The organism is Nostoc sp. T09 (genome assembly GCF_002154695.1).
Taxonomy (GTDB): domain Bacteria; phylum Cyanobacteriota; class Cyanobacteriia; order Cyanobacteriales; family Nostocaceae; genus Aulosira.
Map to the genome: position 1 here is coordinate 195,925 of NZ_MTAV01000002.1, position 18,172 is coordinate 214,096.

General features: G+C 39.5%; 14 protein-coding genes. 13 read left to right on the top strand and 1 reads right to left on the bottom strand.

Annotated elements, in window-relative coordinates; all coding sequences use genetic code 11:
* Positions 1 to 39: 39 nt before the first annotated feature.
* Positions 40 to 912 carry a CPBP family intramembrane glutamic endopeptidase gene (locus BV372_RS01255; RefSeq protein ID WP_086682002.1) on the top strand — a complete coding sequence of 291 codons (873 nt, stop codon included), beginning with the start codon at positions 40 to 42 and terminating at the stop codon, positions 910 to 912.
* A 248-nt stretch (positions 913 to 1,160) separates the two neighbouring features.
* Here BV372_RS01255 and BV372_RS01260 read toward each other — a convergent pair whose 3' ends face one another.
* On the bottom strand, positions 1,161 to 1,895 hold the full coding sequence (locus BV372_RS01260) for a bifunctional 2-polyprenyl-6-hydroxyphenol methylase/3-demethylubiquinol 3-O-methyltransferase UbiG (RefSeq protein WP_086682005.1): 735 nt from the start codon (positions 1,893 to 1,895) through the stop codon (positions 1,161 to 1,163).
* Positions 1,896 to 2,191: 296 nt separating this feature from the next.
* On the opposite strand from BV372_RS01260, the gene htpG reads away from it, so the two are divergent.
* The 12 genes from htpG (at position 2,192) to BV372_RS01320 (ending at position 18,011) form a co-directional block, all read left to right on the top strand.
* Positions 2,192 to 4,180: a molecular chaperone HtpG gene (htpG, locus tag BV372_RS01265; RefSeq protein WP_086682007.1), complete on the top strand. Its 1,989-nt coding sequence runs from the start codon at positions 2,192 to 2,194 to the stop codon at positions 4,178 to 4,180.
* 198 nt (positions 4,181 to 4,378) lie between these two features.
* Positions 4,379 to 4,615: a 50S ribosomal protein L28 gene (gene rpmB / locus BV372_RS01270; protein ID WP_086682010.1), complete on the top strand. Its 237-nt coding sequence runs from the start codon at positions 4,379 to 4,381 to the stop codon at positions 4,613 to 4,615.
* A 987-nt stretch (positions 4,616 to 5,602) separates the two neighbouring features.
* Entirely contained in the window at positions 5,603 to 10,039 is a 4,437-nt protein-coding gene (gene hpsA, locus BV372_RS01275; protein WP_086682014.1) for a hormogonium polysaccharide biosynthesis protein HpsA, read from the top strand.
* A gap of 136 nt (positions 10,040 to 10,175) precedes the next feature.
* Positions 10,176 to 10,850 (top strand): hormogonium polysaccharide secretion pseudopilin HpsB, encoded by a 675-nt coding sequence (gene hpsB / locus BV372_RS01280; RefSeq protein WP_086682018.1) that lies wholly within the window; start codon positions 10,176 to 10,178, stop codon positions 10,848 to 10,850.
* 31 nt (positions 10,851 to 10,881) lie between these two features.
* A complete protein-coding gene (gene hpsC, locus BV372_RS01285) occupies positions 10,882 to 11,877 on the top strand; it encodes a hormogonium polysaccharide secretion pseudopilin HpsC (RefSeq protein ID WP_086682021.1) in 996 nt (331 codons plus the stop codon).
* 41 nt (positions 11,878 to 11,918) lie between these two features.
* Positions 11,919 to 12,554, top strand: a complete 636-nt coding sequence (locus BV372_RS01290; protein ID WP_086682024.1) for a prepilin-type N-terminal cleavage/methylation domain-containing protein — start codon at positions 11,919 to 11,921, stop codon at positions 12,552 to 12,554.
* Positions 12,555 to 12,769: 215 nt separating this feature from the next.
* Positions 12,770 to 13,738 (top strand): hormogonium polysaccharide biosynthesis glycosyltransferase HpsE, encoded by a 969-nt coding sequence (hpsE, locus tag BV372_RS01295; protein WP_086682028.1) that lies wholly within the window; start codon positions 12,770 to 12,772, stop codon positions 13,736 to 13,738.
* A gap of 14 nt (positions 13,739 to 13,752) precedes the next feature.
* On the top strand, positions 13,753 to 14,742 hold the full coding sequence (gene hpsE, locus BV372_RS01300) for a hormogonium polysaccharide biosynthesis glycosyltransferase HpsE (RefSeq protein ID WP_086682032.1): 990 nt from the start codon (positions 13,753 to 13,755) through the stop codon (positions 14,740 to 14,742).
* Positions 14,739 to 15,743, top strand: a complete 1,005-nt coding sequence (locus BV372_RS01305) for a glycosyltransferase (protein ID WP_086682035.1) — start codon at positions 14,739 to 14,741, stop codon at positions 15,741 to 15,743. Before hpsE (BV372_RS01300) ends, BV372_RS01305 begins: the two co-directional genes overlap by 4 nt.
* Before the next feature lie 8 nt (positions 15,744 to 15,751).
* Complete coding sequence (locus BV372_RS01310) at positions 15,752 to 16,705, top strand: glycosyltransferase (RefSeq protein WP_086682038.1); 954 nt, start codon at positions 15,752 to 15,754, stop codon at positions 16,703 to 16,705.
* 59 nt (positions 16,706 to 16,764) lie between these two features.
* Positions 16,765 to 17,319, top strand: coding sequence for a Tfp pilus assembly protein FimT/FimU (locus BV372_RS01315; protein WP_086682041.1), 555 nt, complete (start codon positions 16,765 to 16,767; stop codon positions 17,317 to 17,319).
* Positions 17,320 to 17,351: 32 nt separating this feature from the next.
* Positions 17,352 to 18,011, top strand: a complete 660-nt coding sequence (locus BV372_RS01320) for a TIGR04282 family arsenosugar biosynthesis glycosyltransferase (RefSeq protein WP_086682044.1) — start codon at positions 17,352 to 17,354, stop codon at positions 18,009 to 18,011.
* The last annotated feature ends 161 nt before the right edge of the window (positions 18,012 to 18,172 follow it).

The window sequence follows — 18,172 nt, forward strand, 5'->3', positions numbered from 1 at the left end:
ATTAAGAATCAAGAAATCTATTGTTGCAAGAAGTTAGTCGTGTTTTTTGTGCCTATTTTAATAACATTCTTGGAGCCATCAGCCAACACCTTACTGGCATTTCTTAAAAATGCACCAGTATTAGTTGTAGTGATGGCTTTTTTTATTGCCTGGGTAGGTTGCTGGTTGCCATTAGCAGTAGTAATAGCGATCGCACTCAAATGGCAACCAGGTAAAAGTTTGCAACCTGAGCAAAAGTTACCCTTATTAGTACCCCTTTATCTATTAGCCCCGTTGATTTTCTGGGGAATTAGTTGGCTAGGATTAAGGTCTTTGTCTGATTACGGTTTTGTTGGTAATATTTCGATTTTTAGTTCTTTGCTCTTAGGTTTGAGCTTAGGAGTACTGAGCATAGCTATTGTGTTTACCTGTCAATTATGGCTGGGTTGGTGCCAATGGCAAGAAGCCAATAATAAGTTAGTACTACCCAACTTGCTACCAATTTTATTGATAGCGTTATTAGTGGGTGCCATAGAAGAATTAATTTTTCGGGGGTTCCTATTTACTGAATTAAATCGCGAATATCCAGTTTGGCTAGCAGCAGTAATTTCTAGCTTGATTTTTGCCCTTCTACACTTAGTATGGGAACAACGTGAAACCATCCCCCAACTCCCTGGACTGTGGCTGATGGGAATGGTGCTAGTATTGGCCCGGTTTGCCGATCGCGGGAATTTGGGCATAGCTTGGGGACTACACGCAGGATGGGTATGGGCGATCGCTACTTTAGATACAGCACAATTAATTACTTATACAGATAAAGTATCTGAGTGGTTTACGGGTAAGAACAAAAAACCTCTTGCTGGTTTAGCAGGAATTGTCTGTATACTAATAGCTGGGGTAATTCTCTGGTTATTTCCTAAATTTGTGAATTAGTAATTACTGGGTGATTGATAATACATCGAATAAAATAGCAAGAGCAAATTGACAGTCCTGGAGGCGTCTGAAGATAATTCACGCTCTTGCTCAGCTATATTAACCTGAGTCCCCAAGGGAGGCGACGTTATATTAATAACTGGCTTGGAAAGCGTAGAGTATCAAGAAGGAAGAAGTTTGCTTCTTCAGTAGCTGTTTGAATTTCGCCAATTATTTAGAGAGATGTAATAAAAGCCCGCCTATATAATTTAGATTTTTCTAAAAATGCCAACCCAGCCATCTTTTTTACCTAACCAGCCGCATGATATGAGGCATAACAATGTGCTAATAAATTCTCCAATCTGATAAAATCTTGTAGCCCAACTCCTGATGTAGATTTCTTTCCTTAAGGTAGATTGATAGTGTCTTCTGCGAAACTTAAGGTCTGTTAACCTGAGTTTGTTTCGAGAATAATATTGAACCTGAGCAGCAAGTTGATCAAATACCTTGATTATGGCAAGGGGTGAGTAGGGTTTAATATGATCAAAATCATCATAAAAGTAGTCAGTTAACAAGGGAGTAGCGATGATTAAATATCCACCCATCTTCAGTCTGTCAAGATAATTATCCATAAAATCTTTTAACTCAGATGGATGAAAGTGCTCAATAATATGAGACATTAAAATGATGTCAAACTGGTCTATATCAGGATTATGAACAAATTCTTCTACAGTTATACAATTTAATCCTTGCTTTTGATTAATCGCAACAATTTGAGGATTAATGTCTACACCTAATACTTTGTACCCGGCTGATGCAAGTGCAAACATTTTATTACCATAGCCACAACCAACATCTAAAACTCGATATTCTGTCTTCTTAGTCTTAGTATATTTATTTAACAAATCAAGTATAATCGGATTGTCATAATCATAAGATACTACTGAATAATAAAGTTTTTTGGTTCGTTCATATAATAGCTCAAATAGAACAAACTGGCTCATAATACTGTCCTCCTGTAAATTTAAAAAAGAAGTTAAAAGTTAAAAAATAGAAGCTCTATTACCAGCTATAAAAAACACTAATTTTTCTACTAAACAGATTAGGAAAATTATTAATTGCTAGTAGCGTTTTTCAATGAGAATTGCAGAGGTTAGTTAAAGCTATGTTATGAATGTGTCCCTAATAAGTAGGGAAATCCGAATCTGTTATGTGCAAATATCCCTGACTACTCATGAATGACTACTTGGGCAACAGCCGCTAAGATCCTCAATGAGAGATTTTTATTTAATTACAAATCATGCTGGAACAAGGAACCATCAGTATTCATACTGAAAATATATTCCCGATTATCAAGAAGTCCCTCTATTCCGACCATCAAATTTTCTTACGGGAACTGGTATCCAACGCTGTAGACGCCATCCAAAAGCTAAAAATGGTATCTCGCGCTGGGGATTATGCTGGAGACATCGGCGACCCAGAAATCGAAATTGCCATAGATAAAAACAAAAAAACCCTCTCCATCTCTGACAATGGTATCGGGATGACCGCAGAGGAAGTTAAAAAATACATCAATCAGGTTGCTTTCTCTAGCGCCGAAGAATTTATTCACAAATATCAAGGCAAATCAGATCAACCAATTATCGGTCACTTCGGCCTTGGCTTCTATTCCTCCTTCATGGTGGCGCAAAAAGTCGAAATTGATACTCTCTCCTACCAAGAAGGAGCGCAGGCAGTACACTGGTCTTGTGATGGTTCCCCAGAGTTCACTCTAGAAGAATCATCCCGTACAACACGCGGCACCACGATTACCCTCACTCTGCAAGCGGAAGAAGAGGAATATTTAGAATCAGCACGTATTAAGACTCTTGTTAAGACCTATTGTGATTTCATGCCAGTGGCGATCAAGCTGGAAGGTGAAGTATTAAATCAGCAAAAAGCACCTTGGCGAGAATCTCCTAGTAACCTGAGCAAAGAAGATTATTTAGAGTTCTACCGCTATCTCTATCCTTTTCAGGAAGAGCCACTGCTTTGGGTACATTTAAATACAGACTATCCCTTCATCATTAATGGGATTTTGTATTTTCCCAAAATGAAGCCCGATGTTGATGTCACCAAAGGGCAGATTAAGCTATTTTGCAATCAAGTTTTTGTCAGCGATAACTGTGAAGAAATAATCCCGCAATTTCTCATGCCAATGCGGGGTGTAATTGATAGCACCGATATTCCTCTGAACGTTTCGCGGAGTGCCTTGCAAGGCGATCGCACTGTCCGCAAAATAGGCGATTACATTGCCAAAAAAGTAGGCGATCGCCTTAAAGAACTTTACCGCGATAACCGCGAACAATACATTAGCGCCTGGAAAGACCTCGGCACTTTTGTGAAATTTGGTGTTCTCAATGATGAGAAGTTCAAAAAACAAGTCGAAGATATCATTATCTTCCGCAGCACTGTAACAGTTGCAGAAAAAGCTGCTGCAACGCCAGCTGTTGAGGTCCAATCCTCAGAAGGAGATGTTTGGCAAGATGTCACCCCAACTTCAGCCAACACAGAAGATTCAGCAACCAGTATTCCTTACACCACCCTCAAAGAATACTTAGAGCGCAACAAAGAACGTCACGAAAACAAGGTTTTCTACTGTACTGATGAAGCCTCACAAGCTACATACGTACAATTACACAAAAACCAAGGCTTAGAAGTCCTATTTATGGACTCATTCATCGATACTCACTTCATCAACTTCCTAGAACGGGAATATAAGGATGTCAAATTTACACGGGTAGACTCCGACTTGGATAATACCCTGTTGGATCAAGATAAAGCTGGGGAAATCGTAGATCCGACGACCAACAAAACTAAGAGTGAGGTCATCAAAGAGCTATTTGAGAAAGCCCTCAACAAACCCAGACTAAATATCCGTACTGAAGCTTTGAAATCGGATAATCCCCAAGGCACACCACCAGCAATGGTACTACTCCCAGAGATTCTTCGTCGCCTGCGGGAAATGAACGCTATGATGCAGCAGCAAACTACAGAGTTTCCTGAAGACCATATTTTGCTGGTAAATACTGCTCACCCTCTGATTCAAAATCTTGCAAATCTCAGCCAAGGTAGTATTATCCAAGGTGATGGTCTATCCCCCACAGCGCAATTGGTAAACATGATTTGCCAACACGTCTACGATTTAGCGCTTATGTCCCAGAAAGGATTTGACGGTGAGGGGATGAAGTCCTTTGTTGAGCGATCAAATGAAGTACTCACCAAGCTCACAGAACAGGTAAGTAACTGAACCGACTACCATCTGGCATCATGTATTAGAGGAATACCAAAAAATAAATTATCCGGCAAGTAGGGGCACGGCACCGATCAAGTAAATATCTGTTTTACAAAAAGTCTGTGGATGCCGTGCCCCTATTATCCAAATCTTCACCCCAAACCTCTTAGAATAGAAAGGTTGTATTGAAATAGTCATCTGGAGAAACTGGTTATGTCTCGTCGCTGTGAACTAACAGGTAAAAAGGCAAATAACGCTTTCGCAATTTCCCACTCCCACCGCCGTACTAAACGCCTTCAGCAAGCTAACTTGCAAAGCAAGCGCGTTTGGTGGCCAAGTGGAAATCGCTGGGTAAAACTCAAGCTGTCTACCAAAGCAATCAAAACCTTGGAAACCAAAGGTATAGAAGCAATGGCTAAAGAAGCTGGAATTAACCTAAATCACTACTAATCAGAGTTTCCCTCAAAAGCGCTACTTATCCTGGATTTCTCATTGCCTCCTCAGTGCTGTTTCATGGGAGATGTTGTGAAATGGGGAGGATAAGGGGAAAAAGCTAGTGAAGATTTCCCCTTGTATCCCTATATTCTTTTCTGTGTGAATCTGCAAACAAGAGTTGTTAAACTTGCACATACAAGCAAAGTAAGCTAAAGCCAATCAATTTAAAGTTGCCAGGGAGTATCCCAACTTTACAAAAATAGCCGACGAATATAATTTACGGCTCATTTTCCAAACAAGCATAGAACTAGCGCAACTACCTTTGGGGTAGCCTGCGATCGCACAGTTAATCGGCATTCAGTCCGCGTTCAGCTTTACCGTTGTGGAAGGCTAGGCGGACTTATTTTTTATATCCCTAGGCTCAAACTTTCTAAAGGCGATTTATTCTCAATCCTAAATTCTTACAGCGGTTTGTGGATGAGTGAGGTACAAAACTTCATCCTTAAAACCAGATATAACGGCAGTTTGGCTCCTAAATTCTGCTATGAGTTTAACCTAAATTTGAAAATACTCACTTTGCCACCTCCCCATTTCAGGGAGGTTTTATATTATTTAACATTATTTAGTAACTGCTTGATATGTTTCCTTTATCAAATGGGTAATATAAGCTTACTCTGCTAACAGCATCTTCATGAAGTTGCCTGCGGAGCAATTGGATTTATGCAAAATTAATGTAAATTTACGGTGTTATTGCCCATAAATAGTGATGAATTAAATAATTTTGGAAAGATCAGTATTTACCGGATAAAACTGAAAACACAGCCCATGATATAACTCAAACAAATGGTATTTTTTGTTGCTGTGTTTTAGGGTTTTCCAAAGTCAGCCACTAATAAGTACATAAAAAATCTAATCTGCTCTGTGGGTATACTCAACAGGCATAACTGCCCATAGCATAAACTTTTTCACAAGCGTAATTAAATACTTGACAGGAAAGCAAATATGTCTCCAAAACGCCATCTAGTCAAGGCAGCTAATAAGTTATTCAAACAAATTAGTAAGCAGTATTTGACTGCTATCAAAAAGCAAATTATTTGGCTACTCAGGACTATTTTTCATACTAGGAAAAGACGCAGTTCTGTGAATGCTGGTTTTGTCTTGCCAACAGTGGCGATGGTAGCACTGGTAGTCGTACTGCTAACTACGGCGATTTTGTTTCGGTCTTTTGAACGCTCAAAAAATGCTAGCAATGTTCGAGTAAATGAGGCTGTTCTCAATGCCGCAGCCCCAGCTGTTGATCGTGCTAAATCTAAATTAAACAAGCTGTTGTCAGATTCTACACTGCCGCGAGCTACACCTACAGATACAGCTTTAGACAGTATATTTAACGATACTACCAAGCTAAATGAATATACCCTGGGGGATGAAACTCAAGTCAAATTAACTAGTGGCACTGACAACCTTCGCTCGGCATGGATGTATCCTGTAGATACCGATAATAACGGTCTATTTGATAGCTACACTCTGTATGGAATTTACTTCAAAAATCCTCCTGTCAGCAATGGTGTATATACTCGTGCCAGAAATCCTATAGAAGCTAGAACGCCACCTATGGTAAATGGTGGAGCAGGTGACGCTTGTAAAGATACTAATGGTACCAGTGCAACTTTGGTAGGTAACTCTGGCTGGTTTAAGGTTGGCAGTAAGTTGAAAAAAGCTTTCTTTGTTTATACTACCAATGTTCCCATTACAAAAACTGGTACTCTGCCCGCGGGATATGAGCGTTACAAAGGCAATAAAGGCTTCTCGGCAATAGAATATCAACAAGAGCGCATACAACTACCGCTAGTTAACAATGCGGTTGTCTATGAAGATGATTTAGAAATGACCCCTGGTCCAAAACTAAACCTGAATGGACGGATTGTTACCAACAGTAACCTGCTTACGGGTAGCGGTTTTCAACAAGTCACGCTCTATCAGGTCAGTAGTCCATATTCCTGTTTTTATGAAGCTGACAATGCAAAAGTTATTGTTGCTGGTAATGTAGGTGCAGGTACTTTCACCAGTGATAGTGCTGATTTAACCAACGGTACTTTGGTGCATTTATTCCAAGGTAAGGGAACTAGCCCCGATACTGGTACAGGTAATAATCTCAAAGCTAATAAATCTGTCAAGGACAACTCCACTACTTGGTCGGCTCAAATTGCATACAACAGTTTAGCTTACGTAAAGCGTATCAATCGCTTAGTTGATGTTCAGATGGCTAATGCTGCAACTAGCGATCCGCAAGAAGTGAAAGATGGACCGACTACAAAGTCTCGTCGGGAACTGCTAGAACTTTACTTTAAAAAACGTACTCGCCGTGTCCCCTATGCTGAGGTCGCTGTTGACGCAACCAACCCTTTAAAAGTAGGAAGTGGCACAGATTACGCAACAACCAGTCCACTGCAAGGTAGTGGTGATTCACTCCGTCCAGTAGACACATGGGTTTTTCCCTTTGATCCCAGCGATGGTACAACCAAGACGGGTTATGCCACTTTAGAACTCAATAAGGCTAGTGGTGTTACCAATAGAATACTACCTCCAGCAACAGAGCCAACAAAGCTAGAAAAAGTTAAGCAAGGTAATGAAACCTTTGTAGGCGATCGCGTTGCAGTTGGCAATAACCTACCTGAATTGTGGTGGGACAGCACAAAAAATAAGTTTGTTGGGCCAAACACTGACGATACCCAACAAATTACAAGTAATTACTGGGATAATCCTGATAACGCCAACACTACCGATACTAGCGCTAATAACGTTCGCACTCGCCGCAGCCGTATTCAGCAATTGGCTGATTTAGGTGATATAGGACGAGATGGAGAATGGGAACTAGCAGCGGCAAAAGTACCAGCTACAGCACAAGATCCGGTTGGTGGTTTGCGCGTTGTCACTGGTGCAGGGATTTATTTGCCAGCTGCTGCTACCGCTGCTACAACTACCTTCACTTCATACGGCACACAAATCTGGTCTGATCTGATGCCGGCCAAGTATGGCACAGTTCCTACAGCCATTAAACCTTTTGAATTTTACAGTCTGAATATTCAGTATGAAGTTCCCCAGCCTCCTGCGAACACTCCATACTTGCAGATGCGGGCGACAGCAGTTTATCACTACAAAGGTACTAGCTATAACGAAACAAGCCCCACACCAATTGCTTGTGTAAGTAGTTACTACGACCCAACGGACAGCACAACAGCTAAGAATAAATCAACATTGCCTTGGAATGCAGCTACTGGTGGTAAATCCAATAATGGTATAGTTTATGGCCCTCCGACTTCAACCGTCAGTACTTATCAGAACTTACTGAATTACCAAGCACTATTAACATATCCCAATGGACGCTTGGTGAATGAGCCACTCAAAAAGGCTTTAGATAAACTAACTGCGAGTGTAAGTCTTACACTCTCCGATAAGTCTGCTATTGACTCTGCACTTTGCGCCTTAGAAATTATGGACACTGTGACGGTTAAGACACCCAGTGATTCTGCTATTCCTTACGGTGCAATTAGGGAAACCACCTTTTTAGATCCAAGGCAAATTCAGGCAATAGATGCAACTACAGGAAGCAAAAATTACGATCTGGATAAAAAAGACAGACAGCCTTTAGAAATTCGTGCCACTGTATTAGATGTTGATGCGCTGCGGAAGAAAACAATTAGTTCAGGAACTCCACAGGAATACTTACTACCAAATAGCGGTATTATCTACGCTACTCGTGATGATGCACTGCCAGATCAAAGTGCAGGTACTTCAGCAGCAGCAAAACTAGAAAACCCAGTTGACTTTAAACTCGATCCAACTCGTCGCCCCAACGGCATTATGCTAGTCAACGGTTCAAAATTGTTCCGTGGCACGACAAATACTTATCGAGATGTAGAAAAAGGGCTGATTCTAGCCTCTAACGTGCCTGTATACATCAAAGGCGACTTTAACTTACATACTCAACAAGAGTTTGGAACTGCTTCAGACACCAGTGGCAAATTGGCAGATGATTGGACTAACTTTTATACTCGTACCGCAGCTCAGCGAAATCCTGACTTTGCCTGCCGTCCAAACGATCCCAGGCTGCCTAACTGTACTACTGGTGACGAATGGCGAGCTGCGGCTGTATTAGCAGATGCCGTTAACTTACTTTCCAATAATTTTAGAGAAGGCTTCCGTAATGAGGGAGACTATGACTGGAAGCCTGTTGCTAGTACTATTCCAGCCGATGTATCAGGCTATTTCTCAGCCATCAATAGCTACGTCCCTAAATTCCAATGGTATGACAGCACTGGTGTTCCCAAAGACCTGGTTACAGATGTTGCTGGCGACACGACGACAACAGGGTTTCAAGGTAGTTCTTACCTGCATAACTTTGTGACACCAGTTATGAAATGGATACCAGTTCCCGAATTGTCGGTAGAAGTTTGTGTTCCAGATCCCGATCTACCTGCTGGTTCTCCTTGCGTATGGACTTTGACAACTTCTAACAGTGGTAAGCCAGTAGGTAATCAGTATCCAGAAGGTCAACCAGGAAATTCTATCAAAACAGGCACATTAGCAAATCCAACATTTTTAGACTCCAGTAGTCCATTCTATGGCCAACCTTATAGGATTGCTTTTGTCCGCGATTCGAGTGGAAACTTGGTTTCGCCGCTTAAGGTCTACGGGATTGAAGATGTTTCTAATCCACCTTCTGGCAGAACTAAGCAATTTACTGTGACCAATGGTTTTACCTTTGGAGCTGTAGGGAATGTCAAGGTAAGCTCAACTAAATTTATGCCTTGGTTAGAACCGATTGTTAGTGGTAGTAATATAACATTTAAGCCAATTTTACAAATTGACAACCCCTTTATTACTCCTACTAATCTTAGTCCTAGCCCCAGTAAAATTGACGTTGGAGTACATGGTAATTGGTTACAAGTAGCCAAGGAAACTACTTTCAATTTAATTATTGCTGCTGGAGATACACCATCTCGCCCCAAAGAAGATAATGGCGGTTTACACAACTTTCCCCGCTTTATGGAGAACTGGAACCCAACGGGAACGGTAAGCGATGCCATTAAAGCCAGAATTACTGGTTCCTTTATCCAAATCAAGCGCAGCGAATATGCCACTGCCCCATACATGGTATATCTCTCAGATTCATCTAACGGATATGCGATGACCGCGAACTTAGCTGGTAAGATACCCTACTATCTTGCTCCAACCAGACAATGGGGTTATGATGTAGCGCTGCTGTCTCAGTCACCAGACAGGTTTGCCCAAAAATTGGTAAGAATACCAGATGATCTACCCGATGAATACTTCCGGGAAGTTGGTCGAGATGACAACTGGGTGAAGACTCTGTTGTGTGCGAAGAAAGCCGACGATTCTTATGCAATTGATGCGGATCAACGTCCTGCTTGCAGCTAATACTCGACCACATAGATTTTGATGAGTCGTGGGTGTTCAGCTACCCGACTTCTTTAAAGAAGTCGGGTATCTATAAGCCCTCATAACTAATGTGGTAAAGCACTAATCTCCACATCCCAGAAGTTGGTGAGTAAGAATGATTAAGCATAAACAACAGCCAAAAATACTCAGATCTAATGAATCTGGTTTTACCATCATTGAATCCTTAATAGCGATGCTCGTTGCTGCTGTTTTACTGACTGCGATCGCACCTGTCATTGTCTTGGCAACTGCGTCTCGCGTACAAGCAAGACGGATAGAACTAGGAACTCAAGCAGCAAGAACATATATTGATGGCGTGAGAACAGGAGCTATTACTTCTCCTGTATCTACTAGTACAGGCGTAACTTTAGATGGATCTGATCCACCGACAGTAGGAAGTTTAACCTGTAGTGCCAATGCATACTGTACTGTTCCCGCAACACCTGCGAACAATTTGTATTGTATAGATGGTGACGGTAATGGTAGTTGTACGGTCGGAAATAGTAAAGATTTGTTAGTTCAAGCATTTCGCTATAACACCGCTTCCACCAATGCTAATACTGGCTACCAATTGGGTGTGCGAGTTTACAGAGCAGATGGATTTGACTCAAATGGCAACTTAAAAAAAGCACCTAGTAAGCAAGCAACTTTCACTGGCGGAATAGGCGATCGTAAAGCTCCATTAGTAGAAATGACAACTGCGATCGCGTCACAAACAAGTTCATTTAATGATTTGTGCAACCGCCTCAAAGTTACAGGCAGTACAACTTCAAATACTACATGTAACTAAGCATCAACGTTTGGAATAGAGAATATTCAGCATGAATTCAATCAAATTTCTGCTTGGTATCCAAATTAAACGATCTAAGTTTATTCAAGAGCGCGGTTTTACCCTGATTGAACTGCTGGTAGCCATGATTATAGCTACGCTTGTAATCACACCTCTGCTTGGGTTTATGGTCAATATTTTGAATACAGATCGCCAAGAGCAAGCGAAGGCAAGTTCCGAACAAGAAATCCAAACCGCACTCGATTATATTTCCCGTGATTTGCAGCAGGCAGTATATATCTATGATGCTACAGGCATTGATGCTATCAAAAACCAGTTGCCTGATCCTAGTGCTACCGATAGAGTTCCTGTACTAGTTTTTTGGAAACGAGAATTTATTGGGCAAGCACTTACAGCAGCAGACAGTAACAAAGATGATACTTTCGTTTACTCACTAGTTGCCTACTACTTAATTAAAGACACTAACTCCACTTGGTCTAATGCTGCTCGCATTGCTAGATGGCAAATCAGGAATGGTGTACCAGTTAGTAGTGGCGGTGTCGATTGTACTGGATATAGTGGCAAGTATGTCAGTAGTACTTATTGTCCTAGTTCCGGTTTTGCTTCATTTAACCTCGACGGAGTTGGCACCATCGAGCAAAAAATGAATAGCTGGACAAGACTCAGCTCATACACAACAACTACAACTACAAATGGAACCCCAACAACTACAACTACAACTGTAACTCCAGGATCTCCTATAGTACTGGTGGATTACATAGATCAAACCATTACTGGAGCGCCATCGGCATCATGCGCTTCTGGTTCAAAAGTAACACCAGCAAGTTTCAACAGCCGAGATACGGGTAATATGACAAGCTTTTATGCCTGTGTAGATAGAGTGAACACAACCGCACAAGTATTTTTACGGGGCAATGCACTTGCTCGCTTACGAAACACCAACCTAAGTTATGCAGATAGTAGAAAAACTTATTTTCCTACTGCAAGTGTACGAGTACAAGGACGTGGATTTTTGTTCACAAAATAAATCTGGAAATAACAGCACTAATTTATTAATGACAGGTTAGTATGAACAAGTTTGTTGGCAAGTTATTACCCAGAAGTAGCGGTAAACCCGGCTCCAAGGATTTATTTGCTACAAAGCAAGATGCTGGCTTTACTCTGTTGGAAGTCATAGTAGTAGTATTAATCGTAGGAATTTTAGCAGCGATCATTGCTCCTGGCTGGCTGGGTTTTGTTAACCGACAACGGGTAAATAAAGCTAATGATACGATTGTAGCTGCACTACAAGAAGCTCAAAGGCAAGCAAAAAGAACCAAACGTAACTACAGCGTTAGTTTCGGAATTAACAGCAACATTCCTCAAATTGCGGTTTATCCCGGTACAACGCCAAGTAATTGGCAAAATTTGGGCGGGGACTTAGGAATCAAATCTAAGCAAATTTTATTGGGTGCAAATCTTAGTGCAGTAAATACTACTGCTGGTGGTGCCATATCTTATAGTTTAACTACACCAGTAACTATTACCTATGACCACATGGGAATTTTGCCAAATGCAGACTTTGGTGGAACATCGGGTTTGAAAATTGTAGTAGCTGTACCTAATGCGGGAAATCCTACACAAGCTAGTGGCGTTAAGAGATGTGTAATTGTAAATACTCTTTTAGGCTCGATGCTAACTGCAAAAGATAGTGACTGTAGTTAAAAAATTTTGCTTTTGCATAAAAAACATCATAAAACCAGTATAACCACGGTACAGAAAACTGCTTTTTGATCGCAAAATTGAGACATAAAGAGCAGTTTTTTGTTTTATTTGATTTTTGATTACTGTTACTAAATTAACTATTGAACACGCTTGATTACATTTGTGCTACTTACTAGTTTAACCCAAATACCTTGATAATAATTAATTCGTGGATTATGACTAACTGTTTGGACTTTACTGTAGCTATACCTACTTATAACGGTGCAAGTCGTTTACCAGAATTACTAGAACGTCTAAAAAATCAACTTTACACTGAAAATATTTCTTGGGAAATTATTGTTGTAGATAATAACAGTACCGACTATACAGCGAAAATCGTTCAAAGCTATCAAGAAAATTGGCAATACCCTTATACCTTAAAGTACTGCTTTGAAGAGAAGCAGGGAGCAGCATATGCTCGGAAAAGAGCAGTTTTAGAAGCTAAAGGTCGGTTGATAGGTTTTCTTGATGACGATAACTACCCGGTATCAAATTGGGTGGCAGAAGCTTACGCTTTTGGTCAGAACAACCCGCAAGCAGGGGCTTATGGTAGCCAAATTCATCCAGAATGGGAAGTAGAACCTCCAATAAATTTTTGCCGAATTGCACCATTTTTGGCAATTACAGAGAGAGGTAATGTACCACTACTATATGAAAAACATAAAAAATTACTACCTCCTTCTGCTGGGCTTGTTGTCCGTAAAGAGGCTTGGTTAGAAAATGTACCCACCCAGCTTATTTTAACTGGCAGAATCACTGGCAATATGCTTACCAGTGAAGACTTAGAGATGTTATCTTACATTCAAAAAGCAGGGTGGGAAATTTGGTATAACCCAAACATGGAAATCTACCATAGAATACCAAGTTTGCGCTTACAAAAAGACTATTTAATTCCTTTTTTTCAAGGTATTGGTCTTAGTCGCTATGTTACTAGAATGGTAATTATAAAACCCTGTTATAGACCAATAGCATTTTTAGGATATCTGCTCAATGATTTACATAAAATTGCTTTACATTTACTCAAATATCGCACAAAACTAAAAATTGATTTGGTTGCTGCCTGCGAATTACAACTATTTTTAAGTAGTTTAATTAGTCCTTTTTACCTTTGGAAAAATGGCTATTTAACTGTCAATCATAAATAATTGCTATACCTTATATGACTGAAATTGTCGCTCAATCATTAGACATTACTGTAGCAATTCCTACATATAATGGTGCAGATCGATTGCCTAAACTTTTAGATCGGCTTTTGGCTCAGACTGGTGTAGAACATTTAAGTTGGGAAATAATTGTTGTTGATAATAATAGTTGCGATCGCACAGAGTTTGTAGTCCATAATTACCAGACAATCTGTAATAGCATTTGCCCTTTAAGGTATATTTTGGAAACCAAACAGGGCGCTGCTTTTGCACGAATTAGAGCGGTGTACGAAGCTAGAGGTCAGCTAGTTGCGTTTTTAGACGATGATAACTTACCTGCACCTGATTGGCTAATAGCAGCTTATAATTTTGCCTCTGAATATCCACAAGCTGGTGCTTGGAGTGGACAAATTCATGGTAATTATGAGGTAAGCCCACCTAAGAATTTTGAACGCATTCAAGCTTTTCTCGCTATCAGAGAACAAGGCGACCAACCGTATTTATTTGATGCAGATAATTTAAGGCTCCCTCCTGGCGCGGCGCTAGTGGTTCGGAAACAACTATGGTATGAGAATGTTCCTAAAATACCTACCCTAAGCGGCAAATTACCTGGTGTATTTGTGCAAGGTGATGACTACGAACCATTGCTATATATCCACAATGCTGGTTGGGAAATTTGGTATAACCCGGCAATGCATACTTACCATCAAATACCACATTGGCGGTTAGAAAGAAATTACTTACTAAGTTTAGCTCGTGGATGTGGGTTATGTGTTTTTCACTTACGCTTAATTAAAGCTAAAAACTGGCAAAAACCTTTAATATTTATTAAAACTTTTTTAGGTTCTTTACACCGAATTTTCAAGCATTATTTTAAATATAAATCTACTTTACAAAGTGATACAATTGCACTATTTGAAATTGAATTTTATTTAGGTACTATGATTAGTCCCTTCTATTATTTAAAATGTCTTTTAGTAAATTTTATTAAAACTTATAACTCATGAACAATACTATTCAAAATTATCCAAAAATTTCTGTTGTTATACCAGCTTATAATTGCCAGAAAACTATTAAAGCAACTATTGAATCTGTTTTACAGCAAACCTTTGCTGATTTTGAATTAATTGTAATTAATGATGGTTCGCAAGATGCAACCTTAGAAATTGTTTCCCAAATTAATGACTCACGCTTAAAAATATTCTCTTTCGAGAATGCAGGCGCAAATATTAGCCGTAACCGTGGATTAAATTATGCAATTGGAGAATTTGTAAGTTTCTTAGATGCAGACGATCTCTGGATACCAGAGAAATTAGAATCGCAATTGCAAGCATTACAAGCTAATTCTCAAGCATCTGTAGCTTATAGTTGGACGAATTGTATTGATGAGAAAGGCCAATTTCTACGCCGAGGAACATATATTGCAGCAACAGGTAATGTTTATGCCCAACTCTTAGTAATTAATTTTTTAGAGAGTGGTTCTAATCCTTTGATTAGAAGAGAGGCTTTAATAGCTGTCGGTGGTTTTGATAAATCTCTACCTGCTGGCCAAGATTGGGATATTTATTTACGCTTAGCTGCTAATTATCATTTTGTGCCCGTACCATATCCCCAAATTTTATACCGAATTTCAGCTAGTTCACTATCTACTAATGTTGTTAGGCAGGAAGCAGCTTGCTTGACTGTGATTGAACGAGCTTTTAAGCAGGCTCCCGAACATTTACAGTATTTAAAAAACTATAGTTTGGCTAATATTTATAAGTATTTACTTTATAAAGCTCTAGAAGGCTCACCAGCTAGAAATAAAGCTATCTTAGCAGCTAAATTACTTTGGCAAACTATTAGACATGATTGTTCAATTTTACAAAAACCAGCATATTTTAAAGCATTATTAAAAATTTGTATACTATTTTTATTTACTCCAGCACAAGCCAAGCTACTACTTGAGAAATTGCCTAAATTTTCTAACGTTAGCACTATATTAGGCTATTTACAAATAGAAATATAAATTTATTTATGCCCATCATAAGTGTAATTATTCCTGTTTATAATGGTGAGAAAACCATTACATCAACTATAAAATCTGTTTTATCTCAAACATTGTCTGATATTGAATTAATTATCATTAATGATGGTTCAAAAGACTCAACTTTAGAAATAATTAAAAATATTTATGACTTTCGTTTAAGGGTATTTTCTTATCCAAATGCTGGGCAAGCTGTCAGTCGTAATCGTGGGCTATCTCTGGCATCAGGTGAATATATTTCCTTTATTGATGCTGATGATCTCTGGACTACCGAGAAATTAGAAGCTCAATTAAAAGCATTACAAGATAATCCTCAAGCATCCGTAGCTTATAGTTGGACTAATTATATTGATGAGCAAGGTAATTTCTTGGTTTCTGGAACACACACTATTGAAAATGGTAATGTTTACGAAAAGTTATTAGTAAGTAATTTTATAGAAAATGGTTCCAATCCTTTAATCCATAGGCAAGCTTTAGTTGAAGTCGGTGGATTTGATGCTTCGATGACTCCGGCAGAAGATTGGGATCTTTGGCTGAGGTTAGCATCTCGCTATTCTTTTGTAGGAGTACCATCGCCACAAATTTTATATCGAGTATCTGCTACTTCCGCGTCGGCTAATCTTTTTAAGATGGAGACTGCTTGCTTACAAGTAATTAACAGTGCTTGTGTTCAAACATCTGAATCTGTAACTATCCTCAAGGCTCACAGTATGGCTAATTTGTATAAATACCTAACTTGTAAAGCTTTACAGGAGCCACTTAATCGAAAAAAGGGTTTAGCAGCAGCTAAATTTCTGGCGAAATTTTTCATAAATGACTTTTTTCGTCTGCAACGGCTAAATTTCACTTTAAAACTAGTATTTAAAGTTTTTGTAATTCTTATTTTACCCTCTACTATGTCTACGACATTATTATCAAGCATCAAGATAGCGGCTAAAAGATGAAATATTCCTAAATATTTTTTAAATGCAAGCATACTAAAAAAATCTAAATATGTTTTCAAATGCATTTATTATATTTATTGAAGCTAAAAAATCTATTTAAGAATTCTCAGAGCAGTGGCTTCACTTTGTTGGAATTGTTGGCAGTAATTTTAGTAATCAGTATGTTGAGCGCGATCGCAGTACCAAGCTGGCTGACTTTTGTAAATATTCGCCGTCTTAATACTGCTCAAGACGAAGTTTACCGCGCCATGCGTCAAGCTCAAAGCCAAGCCAAAAAAGAAAAATTGACCTGGCAAACCAGTTTTCGGGAAAATAATGGTATTGTTCAATGGGCAATTCACCCTGCAAGTGTGAATCCTGCCAATGCTAACTGGAATGATTTAGATGCCAATGTTCGCTTACACGAAGAAACAACTTTACAACAATCAAATGGGGTAAAGCGAATCCAATTTGATTACATGGGTAGTGTTGATAAACCTCCGCTAGGAAGAATTACTCTATCTAGTAAACATGGTGGCAAAGCTAAACGCTGTGTTTTTGTCTCTACAATTTTAGGGGCAATGCGAACCAGTAAAGAGCAGACAACAGCCGAAGATGGTAAGTATTGCTATTAAGATAATTTTTAATCATTACAAAAAGGTATTGTGTGCTGAAATCACTAAACAGCCTCAAACAGCACCTAATTATTTTTACTCGCTATCCAGAACCAGGGAAGACGAAAACCCGACTGATACCTGCTTTAGGTGATATTGGTGCTGCTAATCTTCAAAAGCAGATGACCGAATATACAATATTTCAGGCTAAAGAATTGCAAAAAGCAACTACCATATCTTTTGAAGTGCGGTTTGTAGGTGGAAATTTACAACTAATGCAAGATTGGCTGGGGTTGGCTTTGGTTTACAAGTCCCAAGGGGAAGGGGATTTAGGTGAGCGAATGATGCGATCGCTTGAGGATGCCTTTCAATCTGGTATGGAACAAGTAATAATTATCGGCACAGATTGTCCAGGGGTTAATTCTCAGCTTTTAGCCAGCGCTTTTGAGCAACTACGCACTTGTGATATTGTCTTAGGTCCAGCACTCGATGGTGGCTATTACTTGATTGGTTTGCGTCACTTGATGCTGGAATTATTCGCTAATATCGGCTGGGGAACTCCTCAGGTATTACAACAAACTGTAGACATAGCTCAAAAATTTGATCTATCACATATTTACTTGCCTTTATTGAGTGATGTTGACTATCCAGAGGATTTGCCAATCTGGGAACAAACTGTGAACAGCGAAGTTGGCAAATGGCGAAATGAGTAATACCAGGGTTGGATTATGGAGAGGTTGCATATAACTTTCTTTCATCTGCTAGTGTTTTATAATACTAAATAACTTCTGAGGACACTTAGGATTACAGATGCTACCGTGGTGTAGATTCATTCCAAAAGGCAGAATACTTCTGGCTGCTGGCACTTGACAAC

Bases quoted from the DNA above. Each gene is read 5' to 3' on its own strand.
- BV372_RS01260 (WP_086682005.1), bottom strand. From the start codon at position 1,895: ATGAGCCAGTTTGTTCTATTTGAGCTATTATATGAACGAACCAAAAAA.
- htpG (WP_086682007.1), top strand. From the start codon at position 2,192: ATGCTGGAACAAGGAACCATCAGTATTCATACTGAAAATATATTCCCG.
- rpmB (WP_086682010.1), top strand. From the start codon at position 4,379: ATGTCTCGTCGCTGTGAACTAACAGGTAAAAAGGCAAATAACGCTTTC.
- hpsA (WP_086682014.1), top strand. From the start codon at position 5,603: ATGTCTCCAAAACGCCATCTAGTCAAGGCAGCTAATAAGTTATTCAAA.
- hpsB (WP_086682018.1), top strand. From the start codon at position 10,176: ATGATTAAGCATAAACAACAGCCAAAAATACTCAGATCTAATGAATCT.
- hpsC (WP_086682021.1), top strand. From the start codon at position 10,882: ATGAATTCAATCAAATTTCTGCTTGGTATCCAAATTAAACGATCTAAG.
- BV372_RS01290 (WP_086682024.1), top strand. From the start codon at position 11,919: ATGAACAAGTTTGTTGGCAAGTTATTACCCAGAAGTAGCGGTAAACCC.
- hpsE (WP_086682028.1), top strand. From the start codon at position 12,770: ATGACTAACTGTTTGGACTTTACTGTAGCTATACCTACTTATAACGGT.
- hpsE (WP_086682032.1), top strand. From the start codon at position 13,753: ATGACTGAAATTGTCGCTCAATCATTAGACATTACTGTAGCAATTCCT.
- BV372_RS01305 (WP_086682035.1), top strand. From the start codon at position 14,739: ATGAACAATACTATTCAAAATTATCCAAAAATTTCTGTTGTTATACCA.
- BV372_RS01310 (WP_086682038.1), top strand. From the start codon at position 15,752: ATGCCCATCATAAGTGTAATTATTCCTGTTTATAATGGTGAGAAAACC.
- BV372_RS01315 (WP_086682041.1), top strand. From the start codon at position 16,765: ATGCATTTATTATATTTATTGAAGCTAAAAAATCTATTTAAGAATTCT.